The sequence below is a fragment of the Pseudomonas haemolytica genome (genome assembly GCF_009659625.1).
Classification (GTDB): Bacteria; Pseudomonadota; Gammaproteobacteria; order Pseudomonadales; family Pseudomonadaceae; genus Aquipseudomonas; species Aquipseudomonas haemolytica.
In genome coordinates this window covers 188,791-206,206 of sequence record NZ_VOIW01000003.1, presented here as the reverse complement: position 1 = coordinate 206,206, position 17,416 = coordinate 188,791, and the positions used below count along the sequence as shown (strand labels likewise).

The window sequence follows — 17,416 nt, the reverse complement described above, 5'->3', positions numbered from 1 at the left end:
ATAAAAACAAGTACGCTGCCTGGCACACTTCCTGCTCTACTCCTATGCGCCCACTGATCAAACAGCGTTTCACCGATAAAACAATAATAACCAACACTTAAACCCGGTAAGACCCGCTCCCTCCTTAGTTGCCTTTAAAGGCAAGTGGACGAGTGTTGCCGATCACCCGGTATAGCCGAGTATTACAAGGTGAGGTCGATATGAAGCGTCATGTCTTATGTGCAGGGTTGATGTTTGCCAGTTTCACCAGTTTCGCCGCCGAACCGATACCTTCCGAGCCAGTGCGGGCCAACGCCGCCAACAAACCCTTCCCGCATATTTCCTGGCGCAGTGAAGCCGGTGACAGCAGCCTGGATATTGGCGGCGCGTTGCGCACCAATTATCGCGACGAGCATTGGGGCACCACCGAGAACAATGGTCGCTTCCTCTTCGACACGTTCCGCCTGGATGTACAGGCCACCTACAAGAGCCTCTATAGCGATATCGGCTACTGGTTCCAGGACGATGGCAAACGCTCCATCGACCGTGGGTTCGTCGGTTATCGGCTCAATGCAAACTCGAACCTGCAGCTGGGGGCGCCGTTCAAGCCGTTTGGCCTGGAGCCATACCCGCAATTTGGCTGGAGTTACCACCTACCGTTTTTCATGGGCTATGCAGTGAGCGCCGGCACCGGCCTCAAGTACAGCTACAAGGACCAGGATTGGGATGTGCAGTTGGGCTTCTTCCCGCGCATGTTGCCCAGTGATATTCGCTACTCGCCTGAAGTGGGGCGCTATGCCGACCTGAAGGACAATGCGATTGCCTTCACACAGTCGCGCCAAGACAACGAAAAACGCAACCAGCTCAACGCCCGCGTGGCGCGAACGTTCAACAACGATGGCTGGAAGACCGAGATCGGCGCGTCGCTGGCCACCGCCCAGTTGTACAACGCCACCACCAAGGATGATGGCGACTACTGGGCCGCGGGTGTGCACGCCGTCATCAGCAAGGGCCTGTGGACGGTCACCACCCAGGCCATCCGCTACGAATACGATCCCGAAAACCCTGCCGGCGTCAGCAAGGATTCGGTGCTGATGGGCGGCAATGGCCTGACCCCGGCGTACCTGATCGCCTCTAAGGCCAGCCTGGCCTCGGTCAACCTCGGTTATGACGTCTACACGCCAACGCTGGGGCAGTTGAAGAAGGTCAAGCTGTACACCGACTACAGTCGGATGATGAAAGACAAGAGCGCCTGGGATGACTCGCAGATGTTCACCGTGGGCGCACAGTTCCTGGCGATGCCGGTGATGGCTTGGGTCGACCTGACCTGGGCCAGGAACGCCAACCCCTACGGCGGCGCAGAGAATGGCAGCGGCTTTACCAACACCAGTTCGGTGGGCAGCAATGAGTGGTATTACCGCACTAACGTCAACATCGGGTATTACTTCTAAGCCTGACGCACACAGGGGCTCTGGATCGGCGCGACCCCGCTGACGCATGAATCGATCCAGCCCCTTGACCCGCTTACCGTTCCTCGCCCCGTTGCGTTGTTTGCAGACGTCTGGCGCTCACCTAGGTATAGTGCCGCCCCTCTTCGCGTCTGCGGCCGTCGGTAACGAGGCCCGGATACAACGCGAAAGCGCATGAATAACAACACCCGCAAAAGGATGGGGATCGAAGCGTCGTGCACTGCCTGGTGCTGAGCGATGCGTCGGACCGTCCTGCGTTTGCCATCAGAAAAATCAGCGAGGAACACTCCATGCTCGAAGTCATCAACGACTTCCTCTCAGGGAAAGTACTGATCGTGCTCATAGTCGGGCTCGGCGGTTATTTCACGATCCGCTCGCGTTTCGTTCAATTGCGTCACTTTTTCCATATGTTCTCGGTGTTTAAAGACAGCCTGAAGAGCAGCGCCGGCCAACTCAGCTCGTTCCAGGCGCTGATGCTCAGCCTGGCCGGCCGCGTCGGTGCCGGTAACATCGCAGGCGTCGGTATTGCCGTGACCCTGGGTGGCCCGGGCGCCGTGTTCTGGATGTGGGTCACCGCACTGGTGGGCATGTCGTCGAGCTTTATCGAGTGCTCCCTTGGCCAGTTGTACAAGCGCACGGACGCTGAAGGTACCTACCGTGGCGGCCCGGCGTATTACATCCAGCATGGCCTGCACAAACGCTGGCTGGGCATGGTCATGGCGTTCCTGCTGCTGGTGACCTTCGGTTTTGCCTTCAACGGCCTGCAAGCCCACGCTGTGACCCACTCGCTGAACAACGCTTTCGGCCTGGATACCACCTACACCGGCCTGGCGCTGGCGGTGTTGCTGGGCCTGGTGTTCATCGGCGGGATCAAGCGTATCGCCTCGATTGCCGACCTGCTGGTGCCGGTCAAGACCCTGGTTTACATCGCGGTGACCCTGTACGTGATCGTGCTGCAATTCGACCACGTACCCGCCATGCTCGCGACCATCGTCAAGAGCGCCTTCGGCCTCGACCAAGCCTTCGGTGGCCTGGTGGGCAGCGCAATCATCATGGGCGTGAAGCGCGGCGTGTTCGCCAACGAAGCCGGCCTGGGCAGTGCGCCTAACGTGGCAGCAGTCGCTTCGGTAGAACACCCGATCGCCCAAGGCGTGGTGCAAGCGTTCAGCGTGTTCCTCGACACGTTCATCATCTGCACCTGCACCGCGTTGCTGATCCTGCTTTCCGGTTTCTACACCCCAGGCTTTGAAGGCGACGGCATTGCCCTGACCCAGAACTCCCTGGCGGCGGTAGTGGGTGACTGGGGCCGGATGTTTATCTCGGTGGCCCTGGCGTTGTTCGTGTTCACCTCGATCATGTACAACTACTACTTGGGCGAGAGCAACCTGCGCTTTCTGGTCGGCAACAATCGCAAGGTGCTGATGGGCTACCGCGCGTTGGTACTGGTGCTGATTTTCTGGGGTTCGATCGAGAACCTGAGCACCGTGTTCGCCTTCGCCGACATCACCATGACCATGCTGGCGTTCGTCAACCTGTTCGCCCTGGCGTTCCTGTTCAAGATCGCCATGCGCATCCTGAACGACTACGACAACCAGCGCGCGGCAGGCATCAAGACCCCGGTGTTCGACTCCAGCCAGTTCCCTGACCTGGACCTGGACCGCAAGGCCTGGCCGGCCAACCCGGTGAAGCCTGAGCCAACCGCTCAAGCATCCGCTGAACCGAGCGCTCAAACGCAACGCTGAGAACGCCCCCTAGGTAGATGACACGCCGCCCGGCCTTGGGCATGCTCTGGGCCCGGCGGCGTTTTTCGTTCAGGAGATTTTTCATGCAACCAGCTAACAACGTCATGGTGCTCTACACCGGCGGCACCATCGGTATGCAAGCCAGCGCCAACGGCCTGGCCCCCGCGTCGGGTTTTGAAGCACGCATGCGTGAGCAGCTTGCCAAGCAGCCAGTGCCCGCCTGGCGCTTTCGCGAAATGTCGCCGCTGATCGATAGCGCCAACATGACCCCGGCCTACTGGCAGCGCCTGCGCGTCGCCGTGGTTGAAGCGGTGGACGAGGGTTGCGATGCCGTACTGATCCTGCACGGCACCGACACCCTGGCCTACAGCGCGGCGGCCATGAGTTTTCAACTGCTGGGCTTGCCGGTACCGGTCGTGTTCACCGGTTCCATGTTGCCTGCCGGTGTGCCGGACAGCGATGCCTGGGAAAACGTCAGCGGTGCGTTGGAGGCATTGGGCGAAGGTCTCGCACCGGGTGTGCACCTGTACTTCCACGGCGCGCTGATGGCTCCGACCCGTTGCGCGAAGGTCCGCAGTTTCGGGCGCCATCCATTTGCAGCCTTGCAACGCAATGGCGGCGTAGCCCAGGCCGATAACCTTCCCGCCGCGATGGATTACCGTCACGACAAGGCTCTGGCCAATGTCGGCGTGCTGCCGCTGGTGCCGGGCATCGCCGCCGGGCAATTGGATGCGTTGATCGACAGCGGTATCCAGGCGCTGGTGCTGGAGTGCTTCGGCAGTGGCACCGGGCCGAGCGATAACCCAGCGTTCCTCGCCAGCCTCAAGCGCGCACAGGACCAAGGCGTGGTGGTGGTAGCGATCACTCAATGCCATGAGGGCGGCGTGGAACTGGACGTGTACGAAGCTGGCAGCCGTTTGCGCGGCGTGGGCGTGCTATCCGGTGGTGGCATGACCCGTGAAGCGGCGTTCGGCAAACTCAATGCCTTGATCGGCGCCGGGCTGGACACGGCCGAAATTCGCCGCCTGGTAGAGCTCGACCTGTGCGGCGAACTGAGCTGACCGGCATACAAATTGCTCCACTTCCAGCCACCCCCTGGCTGGAAGTTCCCATGTTGCACTCCCACCTCACCACCCTCAATGCCGTGTCCCTGGTGCTCAACACCTTCAAAGCCGAAGGTCTGTCCGCCGACGCACTGCTGGCCGGCAGCGGTATCTACGCAGCCGACTTGAGCCGTGCCGACACCCGCATCACCACCAATCAGGAAATGCGCGTGTGTGCCAACGCGGTCGCCCTGCGCCCGGATGTGGGCCTGGAGCTCGGCCGCCAGATGCATGTCTCGGCTTACGGCATGCTCGGTTACGCCCTACTCACCAGTGCCACCTTCGGTGACGCTTTACGCCTCGCGCTGCGTTATCCGGCGCTGCTGGGAACACTTTTCGAGCTCAGCCTTGAAGAGAACGACGAGCGAATCTGGTTCACCGCCAGCGACTACCGAGAAAATCCCACACTGGAAACGTTCAACGTTGAATTGTGCTTGACGTCACTCAAGGTGATTTGCGACGACCTACTCGGCCAGCCCCTACCGCTACTCGCTGCACGCTTTGAACACGATGCCCCGGACTACCGCACGCGTTACGCAGAACACTTTCCCTGCCCGATGCAGTTTCAAGCCACGGCCAACGCCTTTGCCTTCGAGAAGCATTGGCTCAAGCAGCCACTACCCTTGGCTGATGCCATTACCCACCAGGCCATGGCTGAACGCTGCCGCAAACAGAACCTGGAGTTCACCGGGCGCCAGGCCTGGCTGGGCAGGATTCGCCAGCTACTCACCGCCCAACTCAACGCCGCACCTGGCCTGGAAGGCTTGGCCGAGCAAATGAACTGTTCAGCGCGTACCCTGCGCCGACATCTGCACGACTTGGGCAGCAGCTATCAAGAACTGCTGGACGAGTTGCGCTTCGAGCGCGCCAAGCAACTGTTGGCTGAAGGCCAGTGGCCGATCTACCAGATTGCAGAGGCGCTGGGGTTCAGCGAGACCGCCAGTTTCAGGCATGCATTTGTGCGTTGGAGCGGACTGGCACCGAGCCAATTTCGCGCATGACGCCCCATCGAGGGGCGAATTTCGGACAAACAATTTGGCCTTATTTATCCCCTTTTGGCCGCTCCTGCCGTTCTCTTAAAATCGGCCCGCCGCAAGACTGGACCCACTGATACAGCCTGCGGAGAACAACAATATGCTGACGATCTACTCGGACGATCACCACCTGCACCACGGCCGCTGCGAATTGATGGACGGGCAACTGATGCCCTGCTTCGAAATGCCCTCGCGCGCCGACCATGTACTGCAACGCGTCAAGGCGCGTGACCTGGGCCCGGTGCAGGCCCCGCAGGACTTTGGCCTGGCACCGCTGCAACGCATTCATAGCCGCGACTACCTCGACTTCTTCAAAGGTGCGTGGGAGCGCTGGACCGAATTCGGCCAGGACGGCGACCTGCTGCCCTACACCTGGCCAGCGCGCACCCTGCGCCGGGTGATACCCACCAGCCTGCACGGCCAGTTGGGTTACTACAGCTTTGACGGCGGTGCACCGATTACGGCCGGCACATGGCAAGCCGCCTACAGTGCGGCGCAGGTCGCACTCACCGCACAACACGCCATCGCGCAAGGTGCCAACGCAGCGTTTGCCTTGTGTCGCCCGCCGGGGCATCACGCCGCCCGCGATTTGATGGGCGGTTATTGCTACCTCAATAACGCGGCGATTGCCGCCCAGGCGTTTCTCGACCAGGGCCATGAAAAGGTCGCGATCCTTGATGTGGACTATCACCACGGCAATGGCACCCAGTCGATTTTCTATGACCGCCGTGATGTGCTGTTCACCTCGATCCACGGGCATCCGGAGGCGGAGTTTCCGTTTTTCCTGGGCTATGCCGACGAGCTGGGTGAAGGCGCGGGTGAAGGCTTCAATTTCAACTATCCCCTGCCGGCAGGTTCCGGCTGGGAGAGTTGGAGCGCAGCGCTCGAAGAGGCCTGTCAAGAGATCGAGCGCTACGGCGCCGATGTCATCGTGGTGTCCCTGGGCGTGGACACCTTCAAGGACGACCCTATCTCACAGTTCAAACTCGACAGCCCGGATTATCTGGCGATGGGGGCGCGCATCGCGCGGTTGGGCAAGCCGACGCTGTTCGTGATGGAAGGCGGCTACGCCGTGGAAGAAATCGGCATCAATGCCGTCAACGTTCTCGAAGGTTTCGAGGGGGCCACCCAATGAACATGCTCAAGTCACTCGCCCTCTGTGCAGCCGTTCTCGGCGGCGCAGCCCACGCCGAAGAAAAACCCCTCAAGGTCTACAACTGGTTCGACTACATCACGCCCAAGGCACTTGAAGACTTCAAGGCGCAGAACCCGAAGATCAAACTGGTGTATGACATCTTCGACACCAACGAAGCCCTTGAAGCCAAACTGCTCACCGGCAACTCAGGTTATGACGTGGTGGTGCCGTCCAACGTGTTCCTGGCCAAGCAGATCGAAGCCTTGGTGTTTCAGCCCCTGGACCGCAGCCAACTGCCAAACTGGCAACACCTCGACTCTAAGCTGATGAAACTGATCGAAGCCAATGACCCGGGCAATAAATTTGCCGTGCCCTACATGTACGGCACCATCCTCATCGGCTTCAACCCGGCCAAGGTCAAGGCAGCGCTGGGGGATAATGCGCCAGTGGACAGCTGGGACCTGATCTTCAAGGAAGAGAACATCAGCAAGCTCAAGCAGTGCGGCGTGGCGCTGCTGGACTCGCCCTCGGAGATCCTGCCCCTGGCATTGCAGCACCTGGGCCTGGACCCCAACAGCAGCAACCCCAAGGACTACGTCAAGGCCGAAGCGCTGTTGATGAAAATCCGCCCCTACATCACCTACTTCCACTCCTCCAAGTACATGGCCGATATCGCCAACGGAGATATCTGCGTGGCCGTGGGTTATTCCGGCAGTTTCTCTCAAGCTGCCAACCGCGCCAAAGAAGCCAAAAACGGCGTAACCGTGGACATGCGCCTGCCCAAGGAAGGCGCACCGATCTGGTTCGACATGCTCGCCATACCCAAGGGCGCGCAAAACCCGCAGGACGCCTACACCTTTATCAACTACCTGCTGCAACCCCAGGTGATTGCGCCGATCAGTGACTTTGTTGGCTACCCCAACCCGAACAAGGACGCTACCGAGCAGGTCGACCCGGCGATCCGCAATAACCCCAACCTGTACCCTACCGATGCGGCGATGGCCACGCTCTACACGCTCAAACCCCTGGGCCGTGATGCCGAACGCGCCAGGACGCGGGCCTGGACCAAGATCAAGTCCGGTACCTGACCCTTAGCGGGGCGGGCTTGCTTGCCCTTATTTATCTACCGTTCTCGCCGTATCTGGAATCGTTACCTTGCGCCTCCCAAGGCCCGTCGCTGCCGCGCGGGCCAACGCTCGCCAAGGAACTGCAGATGCCTAACAGCACGCCCGTCACGGATACGCCTCAAAACGATCGACCGCCCAATGTCTATGAACTGCTGACCCAAATGACCGCCGGCCCCACCAGCCGGGAAGTGGCCAGTGCCACGTTGCGCAGCGCCCTGCGCGAGCAGTACCCCACGGTGGACATCAACCCGGACCTGGCCATGGTCTGTACACCGCGCTGGCAAATCGTTGACGATAAAATCGTTTCGCTGGATGGTTTTTTCGAACCGCTCACTTCCGTCCTCGCACGCCAGGCCATATCACCCGACCCTGTCATCTATATCGACGGCGAGCATTACCTTTCACTCCAACCCAGTGCCAGCAATGACGTGCACCTGCCGGTGAAGATCGATGCCGTGGGGCGCTTGATCAATGAGCTGTCGCCGCTGCTGTTCACTGCGTTTCAGGAACAGCAACTGGATTACTGGAACCAATCGAACGGCAGCAGCGGCCCGCGCTGGCAAGTGTTCGCCAACTCACTGGGCAAGGTATGGAACGTGAGCACGGTGGAAGGCTGGGATGCCGATGACTGTGCCATGGCCCGCATGCTGTTTCACTCCCCCCAACAGGAAAACCGCAGCCTCAAGAACCCGTACAAAAGCCGGGCCTATCTGATTGATGTCGATATTCTGCGCAATGGCCAGACCCACCATGCCGGCGTACTGGACAAGGCGGTATTGATCGGCGAGCACGGAAAAACAACCCGAATCCTCACCCACTCGCTGGTCAGCGGCTACGAGAAATTTGACTCATTGCAAGCGCTTGGCGAAAACCTGGCGACCCAAGTGACCGGCGCGCAACAGGATATAGCGCTGCAATGGCGCCTGTCTGAACCGACCGGCAACTTTTTCGACAGCCTGGCCTGTGCCCTGATCGCCATGCAAATCGACACCCTCGGCCAGTTAGGTGCGGCCCAAGACCGCGAGCCACACAGCCAACCCAGCGCCCCCATAAGCCTCACCCGCGCAGTACCCAGCATAGAAGAGCTGAGCGCTCACTCCATGTCGAGCATTCGCCAGATTCAACAGCGCATACCCGACTGGCTGGCCAACGCCAGCGACACCGATGCCGCTGCCTATGGCCGCTACCTCATCAACCTGGCGCAGGTGCATACGCACAACCAAGGCCGTTCATTCCTGGACGGTATTGCACCGATACGCGACTACGCCCGTACACAGCTACAGAACCGACTCAGAGGCCGTATACGCGGCACCAGGATCAAACCTGACAAAGTCGAGGTGGTCATCCGCAGCCCTGTCATCTGGGGGACGTTCACGGTACCCGGACAGGTCGACATCACGCGACGCAACCTGGTCGACCTCGCCCTGGAAAATCTCACCGGCCTGCCCACCGGAGACACCAGCGTGGAATACAACGGCGCTCCGGCGCCCGATTGGCTGCCCTATAGCTACCTCGAGGAGGTGATCACAGAGCTGGATATCGGCGAGCACTACCCGGCGCTGATCAAGCGTACGCTGCTCGCAGACTCGACTCAGTCTGCGGCTCGGCAGTTGCTCTACACCGACCACTTGCAGGTGCAGCTACCGCTGCTGGCCTTGCAATGGAAGATCCAGGCGCGCAACGACATCAATGAGCTCGGCTACCGCTACGTCGCCGCCGTGTTGAAAACCGACGCGCACCAACGCCAGGTGGACGGGCAGGAAATCGTCATCCGTCAATTGGCCTTCATCCCCACGCTGCGCCCCGGCAACAGCAAGGATGCGGTCACCAACATGTTCCTGATCGAGCCAAAAACCGCCGATACGGGCCCTTGTCTGCTGTACCGCCCGTCGCTTGAACCGGTGCTGCGCCAGTTCCCCTCCCGGCAAAACCTGCTCTATGCGATCAAACATGAGCGGCAACTACGTGAATCGGTGCTGGCGTGGTTGCCCGAAGAAGTACGCTTCAACTATGCGCAATACGTGTTCCCCGATACCTGGCCCTCGCCATGGACCCTTGCCCGAGCCTTGGTCGAACCCGCCACCGTTGTGTATATGAGCGGCCCTCTGACCCTCAGTGACGAAGTGCTGGGCAATGACATGCTGGGGACGTTGTTCAAGGCCAATGCCAATGCCATGGTCGAACTTGCGACTCGCCAGTCCGTATCCAACGTGCAAAAACGCTGGGCGACCTATCGCCAGGCCGGCTGGCAGATTTTCAATGCAGTCCTGCCGTTCCTTGGCCCAACGGTGGGTGTCGCCGCGTGGATGTGGCAAATCATGAGCGACCTGGAAGAGGTCGAAAAAGCCCTCAATGCCCCAGACGAGCCAACACCCTGGACCTCGCTGGTGGACCTTTGGCTGAACCTGAGCATGGCCTTGGTGCTGCATGCGGCCACGCGTCATTCGACCACGCAGCAGACGAGCGAACCGTTAAGCCTCAAGGCACCCGAGGAGCCGGTATTGATCGACGTCCCAGAGAAGCCGGCATTGCCGGTGCCCAAGATCACCTCGGTGCAAATGCCAGACCTGCCCAGCGCCGACCTGTTCACGTTGCACCCTGGCGCCCTGCACAGCAGCGGCGCACTGAGCCGCACCTCATCAAGCCTGGGCATGCGGTTGGACAGTTTCAAAGTAGAACGGCCCGCGGCATTGGGTGAGCAGAACAAACAGCCCGGTACCCATCACTATCTGTACCCCGCCGACAGCAAATGGTACGCCCCGGTCGGTGAGCGCTGGTTCGAAGTGCAGGTGGACGCCAACGACAATGTGGTCATTATCGATTCGCTCAGCCCAACACGCTCCGGCCCGCTCTTGATCAATAACATGGCCGGAAAATGGTTCGTCGATACCCGCCTGCGCCTGCGCGGTGGAGGGTTTCGCAATCGCCGCAAAGCAGCTCAGGGCCAGAAGCCTTCGCGTATTGAAGAGCTGCGCAAAAGCCTCGCTGAATTCAATTCCACTGAACTGGGTCGGCAAAGCGACCTTTCCGCTGCCCTTGCCACCATTGATTCGCAGCCGGGGCCGTCCACCGAGTCACGTCGCCAATCCTTTATCAGTGATGTGAATGCACGCTTGCTGGAGTACGACGTGCCGATTCGCCAACTCAGGTCCCTGGGCATCATCGACACGGTGCCCGATTACCAGAGCTACATGATCAGCTACCTGGGAAACCAACTGGCGTTGACCCGAGCGGCGATCGATGAACAGCTGCCCACCTACCGTAGCGCCTTGACGGCCTCCCTGGACGTGCTGGAAACGTCGGAGCCCGTAGAGCCCGCGCTGCAGACACAAGTCGCCCAAAGCCTTGCAACCCAGAGCCTGGAAATGATCATGCGCCTGGAGTACGTGACCGGCCGTTTCAAAGAGCTGGAAAACCTCGGCGCAGAGGGTGCCAAAGTCATCCAGTCGACAGTGCGCGCCTTACCCAATATGACGCTGTCCGACCTCAAGAACCTGATGGTCAGCGTGTCACGCTACCTGTGCATCAATGCTGGCGACAGCGAAGTATTGACCAATGTCCGCGCACAGTTAGGCGACATCGTCGATGCCGCCGAGCTGAATGTGCAGAGCCTCACCGACCTCATGAGTCAGCCTCAGGACAGCACCCTGGATGAACGCATCGACGTGCTCAACAGCCTGGCTGAGCAACTCTCGGTCGTTGACCAGCGCCTGCTGGACCTGCACGCCGATTACACTGAGCAACTCCAACGCGAGCCCTTGGAAAACCTGCGCCAACGCATTGACGAGTTTCATCAACAGGCCCTGCGTGAACTGGTGCAGTCGTTGCGCAAACGCAAAGCCTTGGAGCCCAAGCCCAGCCCATCGAAACCACCCGAGCAACCTCAACGCAAAATCATCAAGACTCGCTTCAAAGGCACCGTGGTCGGAGAGCCACGGGAAAACGACGCCACGTTGGTGGACGTCAAGGCCCCTCTGACCGGCAAGGTCATCGCCACCTTCCACGAAAAAAATCCTGGGGTTTGGGTCGAGCACAAAGCAACCACCGCTCCCCCGGCAGGCTCAAGGCCAGCCGACCTGGGAGTAAGCCTCAACGCCGGGCAACAGTTGCTGGATGAAGAAAGAGCCTTTACCCAACGCATGTTGGCCCGCTCGCGCAATCCGGAGCGCATACCGGTAGAAATCGAAGAAATGTTCCACCAACAAGCGGCACGCCTGGAGGAGGCCGTGACCACGGTGGAGGCGGCCCTGACCCAACTCAATCTCACCGAAAGCGACCGCCCTTCAGCCGCCACGCTCAACCGCAATCTCAATGAGAGCGCCAAGCGCCTATATGAGCTGGGCACCCAAACGCGGATCGATATGATCAAACAACAACCGCCCACGGCGGCGCGACTGCAATGGTTGCACGATCAAGGGCTGGTGAAGATTGCCAAGGTAACTAATCGTCAACGCCTCAAAGGCCCCAGCAACTACTTGGACGAATATGAAATCCGCGACAGCCAAAACAATACCGTGCTGTGGTATGCGCACTTTCACTACTCGTCATCCAAGGCAGCCCTCGAAGACTTTATCGACGGCGCGGGGCACCTCAAAACCCGCCAGCAGCGAAAACTCGGCGGCAAGGTACAGCGCATCGGCACCAGCGACAAAGACCTGATCGACATTCACCGCAGTGAAATCAGCCCGCGGCTGGCCAAATCACTGTTTTTCGAAGGCTGACCTCAACCCTGCCATGCCGCCCGCAGCCGTGCCAGCGCGTCGCTGATCGCCGCCTCCGGCACGGCGGCGAAGCCCAGCACCAGGCCGGCGCGTTGGTCGGCGGGCGTCGCAGAGCTGGGTAGCCAATAACTGCTCAAGCCGTTCACTTCTACGCCGCCAGCGACGGCTTGGGCCAGCAATTGCTGCTCGCGCGCCAGGCTGTCCACACGCACCGTCAAGTGCAGCCCCGCCGCAACGCTGGGCAGTTCGCCGACACCTGGCAACCCACTGGGCCAACCGGCCAGCAAGGCATTGCGGCGACTCAGCGCGGCACGCCGCATGCGCCGGATATGCCGCTGGAAATGCCCGGCCGCCATAAACTCCGCCATCACTGACTGGGTACTGACCTCGGAATGGCGCATATCCACGGCGCGGCGCCGGGTAAAGGCGCCCACCAAGCCTGGGGGCAGTACCAGATAGCCCAGGCGCAAGGCCGGGAACGCCACCTTGCCGAAGGTGCCGACATACAGCACGCGTGCGCTGCGGTCCAAGGCCGCCAACGGCGCCAGAGGCGCGCCGCTGTAGCGATATTCACCGTCGTAGTCGTCCTCGATAATCCAACCGTTCTTGCGCTCGGCCCATGCCAGTAGTTCCAGGCGGCGCGCCAGGCTCATCACCACACCCAAAGGGTACTGGTGCGAGGGTGTGACATACGCCACGCGGCAATCACCCAACGTATTGAGCACCTGGCAGTCGATGCCCTCGCTGTCCACCGGCACGCCATGCAGTCGCCCACCGGCCAGGGCGAACGCATGGCCTGCCGCACGATAGCCAGGGTTTTCTACTGCAACGCCGTCCCCCGGCTCCACCAGCAACTGTGCACAAAGGCTAATTGCCTGCTGTGCGCCACTGGTGATCACTATTTGTTCAGCGCTGCATTGCATGCCCCGGGAGCTGCGCAGGTAAGCCGCAATCAACCCGCGCAGGCGGCCGTCACCCGCCGGGTCGCCATAACACAGCTGCTCAAGGTCCGGCTTGCGCCAGAACGCCCCGTTCAGCTTGGCCCACACCTCGAACGGAAACAGATCGAATGCCGGCACACCCACGCGAAATGCCCGCGGTGGCCCTGCTGGCGGGCTAGGGAGAAAGTTGTTTTTAATCCGCGCCAAACCCGCAATGTGGATAACTTCAGGGTCCAGGTCTTCCGATGAATTCACCCGTTTTGTGGATAAGGCTGGGGATAAGCCTGTTAATAAGCCTGTGGATACTTTTGTGGATAGTTTTTCAGAGGTAGGCAATTGAGCTACGTAAGTGCCATCACCGACACGGCTTTCGATGAAGCCCTCCGCATACAATTGGTCGTAGGCCCGTACCACGCTGTTGCGCGAAATCGACAACGCCGCGGCCAGATCGCGCGTGGCGGGCAACCGTGTGCCACTGACCAGCCGCCCGTCCAGTACGCGCTGGCGCAAAGCTTCATACAGCTGCCGAGTCAGGCCCTGGCGGCGATCCAGCTCGATCCCGGCAGGGTTGAATGACAACGGCGGCGAAACAGGCGGCATATTGGACCTATGAAATTGGCGCTAGATGGCTCTTACAACGAACCATTAGCCTGCCTAGGATGCAGGCATTCGCCAAGGAAAACTTTCATGTACACACCCCGCGCCTTTGCCCTCGATGATTTGCCCGAAATCCAGCAATTGATCCAGCACACCCGCCTGGCGCAACTCGTGACCTTTGGTGAGCAAGGCCTGCAAGCCAGTCACCTGCCGCTGTTGCTCAACCCCGATGAAGGCGCCCATGGCACCCTCTACGGGCACTTGGCCAAGGCCAACCCGCAGTGGCGTGATCTGCAAAATGGCAGCCAGGCCCTGGTGATCTTTGCCGGTGCCGACGCCTACGTCAGCCCGGCGTTTTATCCGGCCAAGGCCGAACACGGCAAAGTGGTACCCACCTGGAACTACATCGCCGTGCATGCCTACGGCGAGCCCGAAGTGTTTACCGACGCCGAACGCTTGCTGGCCGTGGTCACGGCGTTGACCGACCGCCATGAAGGCCAGCGCACCCAGCCGTGGAAAGTCAGCGACGCCCCGGCCGACTACATTGACGGCATGCTCAAGGCTATCGTCGGCTTTGCCCTGCCGATCGAGCGACTGGTCGGCAAGCGCAAACTCAGCCAGAACCGCAGCGAGGCCGACATTAACGGCGTGCGCGAAGGCCTGGCCGCCAGCGTGGATGTGCGCGACCAGACCCTCGCCCGCTTTATTCCCCAAGGAGTTTCAGAATGAGCCCGATCGACATCCGCCCGGTCACCGCCGCCGACCAGGCCGCCTGGCTGCCGCTGTGGCAGGCGTATTTGACGTTCTACAACACCGAACTGCCGGACGCCGTCAGCCAGAGCACCTGGCAGCGCTTGATCGATACCAGCGAGCCAACCCACTCGGCCCTGGCCTGGAAGGACGGCAAGGCGGTGGGCATGGTCAACTTCATCTACCACCGCTCCAACTGGAGCATCGAGAACGCGTGCTACCTGCAGGATTTGCTGGTAGACCCGAATCAACGCGGCACCGGTGTGGGCCGCAAACTGATCGAATTCGTCTACGCCACCGCCAAGGCTGACGGTTGCTGCAAGGTTCACTGGCTAACCCACGAAACCAATGCCACCGCGATCCAACTCTACGAACGCATCGCCGAACGCCCTGGCTTCATCCAATTTCGCAAAGGTCTTTAAGGAGCGCAGCATGCCCACTTCCCTCGCCAACTGGAAAGGCGTCCCTGCGCCCACGGTGCAACGGCTTGAAGGGCGGTTTATCCGCCTGGAAAAACTTGACCCTGCGCGCCACGGCGATGACCTGTTCAACGCCCTGCAAGGCCCTGGTGCCGATCCCAAGCTGTGGGACTATTTGCCCTATGGCCCCTTCCCTGAACGCAGCACGTTTGATGCCTGGCTGAACAATCACGCGGCCCATAACGACCCGTATTTTTTCAGCGTGATCGACCGCGCGACCGGCCAGGTCCAAGGCATTCTCAGCCTGATGTCGATCGTCCCCGAACAAGGCCGCATCGAAATCGGCCACGTCACCTTCGGCGCACCAATGCAGCGCTCGCCCAAAAGCACTGAGGCGGTGTACCTGCTGGCCAAGCATGCGTTCGAGCAGGGCTACCGCCGCCTGGAATGGAAATGCAACAACGCCAACGCCCGCTCCAAGTACGCGGCCGAGCGCTTGGGCTTCAGCTTTGAAGGGGTGTTCCGCCAGCATACGGTGGTCAAGGGCAAGAACCGGGATACCGCGTGGTATTCGATCATCGATTCGGAATGGCCGAAGGTGGGCGCGGGCTTTGAAGAATGGTTGTCGGAAGGGAATCAGAGCGGTGATGGGCAGGTGAAAACGTTGGCCGAGTGCCGGGCCTGATGATTGTTGTGGTGAGTGGCTTGCCCTCTCACCACAAGTCCAGGCATGTCTTAGCTTCTGCGGACCCTCACCACGCCCATCTTCAAACCAAACGGCCTGAATACCGCATTCAACGACTTCAGCGTCTGATTCCCTTCGCCATGCTCAATATGCACCAACGTACGCACGGAGATTTTGCACATCTTGGCGAATTGACTCTGATGCAGGCCGGTGACTTCGGTGCGCAGGCGGCGTACCGCTGCGGCGATTTCCAGCGTGCCATCCGCCAAGGCATCCTGGATGCTTTCTATCAGCCGGGTTCGTTCCTCAACGGTCAGGCTCATTTCAGTCCCCACTCTTTCAGGCGCTGCGGCAAATTTTTCAAGGCAATGCCCGGATGATTCATCGTCACAGCCGGCAGGCCGCTGGCATTGAGGATTTCTGGCAAGGCTGAAAACTGTTGCGCCGCTACCCTCAGGTCTTCGAACAACTTCCGGCTGTCGACAAGGTCGCCCAACACATCACACACACCCTTCCAGTTCACGTCGCCCGCCCGCTCAAGCGCCCTGGGCCATTTGGTCGTGCGCGTGATGCCCTCGTCGTCCATCACCATCGGCGCCAAATCGTAAATAGGGGCAAGGCGCAAGGCGTTCGCTTCACGAATGATCGAGGTATTGCGACCATGGTTGTCCGAGTTACCGAGGATTTTGTTCAGCAGATCGCGTTTGAGGTACTCAGCAACCAAGGCCGGTACTTCACTGGACTGGCCCGCCTCCCGCCACAACCCGACCAGCAGCTCCACAACCTCGCGATGCGCCATGGCACTGCCAGGTTCAGTGACACCCGCCAATGAGTAAATCGACTCCACGGCATAGCGCTCGACCCCATGCTCAGTGACACCTCGATCAAAGCGTTGCATCCACAAACTGGGCTTGCCTGCTTCCTCCAGTGACAATCCTGACGAAGGCACGGTATCAATTCCCAAGGTCTGCAAAGCTTTGTAATAGTGGTATTCGCTACGAAGAATATCCTGATCCATCTGCGTGCCTTTGTTGCGCGCAAACTTCACGAACCAATGCTGCTTGACCTGTTCGTCATCCAGAACTGCATCCGGGAACAACAAACCGCCGTGGTTTTCCGTCAGCAGCAGCTTCGGCGCCTCGCCGCCCGCGCCTGTGGCTCCTCCGATAGCCGCGCCTTGTTCATAGGCATATTCGAGAAAACGGTTATCCCGCTGGATGACTTCATCACGCTCAAATCCTATGGCAGGCTGATTGTCCAAGGCCTCAATCGATTCTTTGATCCGCATATGGCCGATGGGAGCGGGCGTGCTGCGCATCAGCAGAAAAAGCTCTGCGCTGATGTCATCTGGTTTTTCCCGGCCAATACGCGCCATCAGAAAACGTTTAGCGGCACCCGCCGGTGCGATGTCATGCACGAAGGCGGGCGCATGCTGGGACCTACCGCCTTCCCATTGCAGGGGGAATCCGGTGCTCACGGACGTAGCGAAGGGAGTCGCCAACTCATCGAGGTGGCTCACCAGGTAGCGCTGGTCATAACCAAAGCTGCACCGGCTTTTGAACCCCTGTTGCGGCGTATCAAAAGTCAGGAGCATGGCGTCCTGCCACTTTCCCTTGGTATAGATTTGTAGAGTCAGGCTGACCATGGCGTTTACCTGCAATTTAATGCATTCACAAATTAAAAAATCGCTCTCTGATTGCAATATAGTGCAGAT

General features: G+C 60.0%; 13 protein-coding genes. 10 read left to right on the top strand and 3 right to left on the bottom strand.

Going from position 1 to position 17,416, the window contains the following annotated elements:
• The first annotated feature begins 200 nt into the window (after window positions 1–200).
• From FRT59_RS11320 to FRT59_RS11290, 7 genes are all read left to right on the top strand, one after another.
• Complete coding sequence (locus tag FRT59_RS11320) at window positions 201–1,430, top strand: hypothetical protein (protein WP_153871251.1); 1,230 nt, start codon at window positions 201–203, stop codon at window positions 1,428–1,430.
• 308 nt (window positions 1,431–1,738) lie between these two features.
• Window positions 1,739–3,190, top strand: a complete 1,452-nt coding sequence (locus tag FRT59_RS11315; protein ID WP_034116697.1) for an alanine/glycine:cation symporter family protein — start codon at window positions 1,739–1,741, stop codon at window positions 3,188–3,190.
• Window positions 3,191–3,273: 83 nt separating this feature from the next.
• Window positions 3,274–4,251, top strand: a complete 978-nt coding sequence (locus tag FRT59_RS11310) for an asparaginase (RefSeq protein ID WP_153871250.1) — start codon at window positions 3,274–3,276, stop codon at window positions 4,249–4,251.
• Between the two features lie 50 nt (window positions 4,252–4,301).
• Window positions 4,302–5,294, top strand: coding sequence for an AraC family transcriptional regulator (locus tag FRT59_RS11305; protein ID WP_153871249.1), 993 nt, complete (start codon window positions 4,302–4,304; stop codon window positions 5,292–5,294).
• 133 nt (window positions 5,295–5,427) lie between these two features.
• Window positions 5,428–6,462 (top strand): histone deacetylase family protein, encoded by a 1,035-nt coding sequence (locus tag FRT59_RS11300; RefSeq protein ID WP_153871248.1) that lies wholly within the window; start codon window positions 5,428–5,430, stop codon window positions 6,460–6,462.
• Window positions 6,459–7,550, top strand: coding sequence for a polyamine ABC transporter substrate-binding protein (locus FRT59_RS11295; protein WP_153871247.1), 1,092 nt, complete (start codon window positions 6,459–6,461; stop codon window positions 7,548–7,550). The genes FRT59_RS11300 and FRT59_RS11295 overlap by 4 nt, the downstream gene beginning before the upstream one ends.
• A gap of 125 nt (window positions 7,551–7,675) precedes the next feature.
• A complete protein-coding gene (locus FRT59_RS11290) occupies window positions 7,676–12,310 on the top strand; it encodes a dermonecrotic toxin domain-containing protein (RefSeq protein WP_153871246.1) in 4,635 nt (1,544 codons plus the stop codon).
• Window positions 12,311–12,312: 2 nt separating this feature from the next.
• On the opposite strand, the gene pdxR is transcribed toward FRT59_RS11290, so the two are convergent.
• The gene (gene pdxR, locus FRT59_RS11285) at window positions 12,313–13,851 is read right to left on the bottom strand and encodes a MocR-like pyridoxine biosynthesis transcription factor PdxR (protein ID WP_153871245.1); all 1,539 of its coding nucleotides are present in this window, start codon (window positions 13,849–13,851) and stop codon (window positions 12,313–12,315) included.
• An 87-nt stretch (window positions 13,852–13,938) separates the two neighbouring features.
• On the opposite strand from pdxR, the gene FRT59_RS11280 reads away from it, so the two are divergent.
• The 3 genes from FRT59_RS11280 to FRT59_RS11270 are packed head-to-tail and all read left to right on the top strand — an operon-like array spanning window position 13,939 to window position 15,702.
• Window positions 13,939–14,577 (top strand): FMN-binding negative transcriptional regulator, encoded by a 639-nt coding sequence (locus tag FRT59_RS11280; protein ID WP_153871244.1) that lies wholly within the window; start codon window positions 13,939–13,941, stop codon window positions 14,575–14,577.
• The gene (locus FRT59_RS11275; RefSeq protein ID WP_153871243.1) at window positions 14,574–15,020 is read left to right on the top strand and encodes a GNAT family N-acetyltransferase; all 447 of its coding nucleotides are present in this window, start codon (window positions 14,574–14,576) and stop codon (window positions 15,018–15,020) included. The genes FRT59_RS11280 and FRT59_RS11275 overlap by 4 nt, the downstream gene beginning before the upstream one ends.
• A gap of 10 nt (window positions 15,021–15,030) precedes the next feature.
• Complete coding sequence (locus tag FRT59_RS11270; protein ID WP_153871242.1) at window positions 15,031–15,702, top strand: GNAT family N-acetyltransferase; 672 nt, start codon at window positions 15,031–15,033, stop codon at window positions 15,700–15,702.
• Between the two features lie 50 nt (window positions 15,703–15,752).
• Here FRT59_RS11270 and FRT59_RS11265 read toward each other — a convergent pair whose 3' ends face one another.
• Both FRT59_RS11265 and FRT59_RS11260 read right to left on the bottom strand, forming a co-directional pair.
• On the bottom strand, window positions 15,753–16,025 hold the full coding sequence (locus FRT59_RS11265) for a helix-turn-helix domain-containing protein (RefSeq protein ID WP_153871241.1): 273 nt from the start codon (window positions 16,023–16,025) through the stop codon (window positions 15,753–15,755).
• Entirely contained in the window at window positions 16,022–17,347 is a 1,326-nt protein-coding gene (locus FRT59_RS11260) for a type II toxin-antitoxin system HipA family toxin (RefSeq protein WP_153871240.1), read from the bottom strand. Before FRT59_RS11260 ends, FRT59_RS11265 begins: the two co-directional genes overlap by 4 nt.
• Window positions 17,348–17,416 lie beyond the last annotated feature (69 nt).

Bases quoted from the DNA above. Each gene is read 5' to 3' on its own strand.
- FRT59_RS11320 (WP_153871251.1), top strand. From the start codon at position 201: ATGAAGCGTCATGTCTTATGTGCAGGGTTGATGTTTGCCAGTTTCACC.
- FRT59_RS11315 (WP_034116697.1), top strand. From the start codon at position 1,739: ATGCTCGAAGTCATCAACGACTTCCTCTCAGGGAAAGTACTGATCGTG.
- FRT59_RS11270 (WP_153871242.1), top strand. From the start codon at position 15,031: ATGCCCACTTCCCTCGCCAACTGGAAAGGCGTCCCTGCGCCCACGGTG.
- pdxR (WP_153871245.1), bottom strand. From the start codon at position 13,851: ATGCCGCCTGTTTCGCCGCCGTTGTCATTCAACCCTGCCGGGATCGAG.
- FRT59_RS11280 (WP_153871244.1), top strand. From the start codon at position 13,939: ATGTACACACCCCGCGCCTTTGCCCTCGATGATTTGCCCGAAATCCAG.
- FRT59_RS11310 (WP_153871250.1), top strand. From the start codon at position 3,274: ATGCAACCAGCTAACAACGTCATGGTGCTCTACACCGGCGGCACCATC.
- FRT59_RS11305 (WP_153871249.1), top strand. From the start codon at position 4,302: ATGTTGCACTCCCACCTCACCACCCTCAATGCCGTGTCCCTGGTGCTC.
- FRT59_RS11295 (WP_153871247.1), top strand. From the start codon at position 6,459: ATGAACATGCTCAAGTCACTCGCCCTCTGTGCAGCCGTTCTCGGCGGC.
- FRT59_RS11260 (WP_153871240.1), bottom strand. From the start codon at position 17,347: ATGGTCAGCCTGACTCTACAAATCTATACCAAGGGAAAGTGGCAGGAC.
- FRT59_RS11275 (WP_153871243.1), top strand. From the start codon at position 14,574: ATGAGCCCGATCGACATCCGCCCGGTCACCGCCGCCGACCAGGCCGCC.
- FRT59_RS11290 (WP_153871246.1), top strand. From the start codon at position 7,676: ATGCCTAACAGCACGCCCGTCACGGATACGCCTCAAAACGATCGACCG.
- FRT59_RS11300 (WP_153871248.1), top strand. From the start codon at position 5,428: ATGCTGACGATCTACTCGGACGATCACCACCTGCACCACGGCCGCTGC.
- FRT59_RS11265 (WP_153871241.1), bottom strand. From the start codon at position 16,025: ATGAGCCTGACCGTTGAGGAACGAACCCGGCTGATAGAAAGCATCCAG.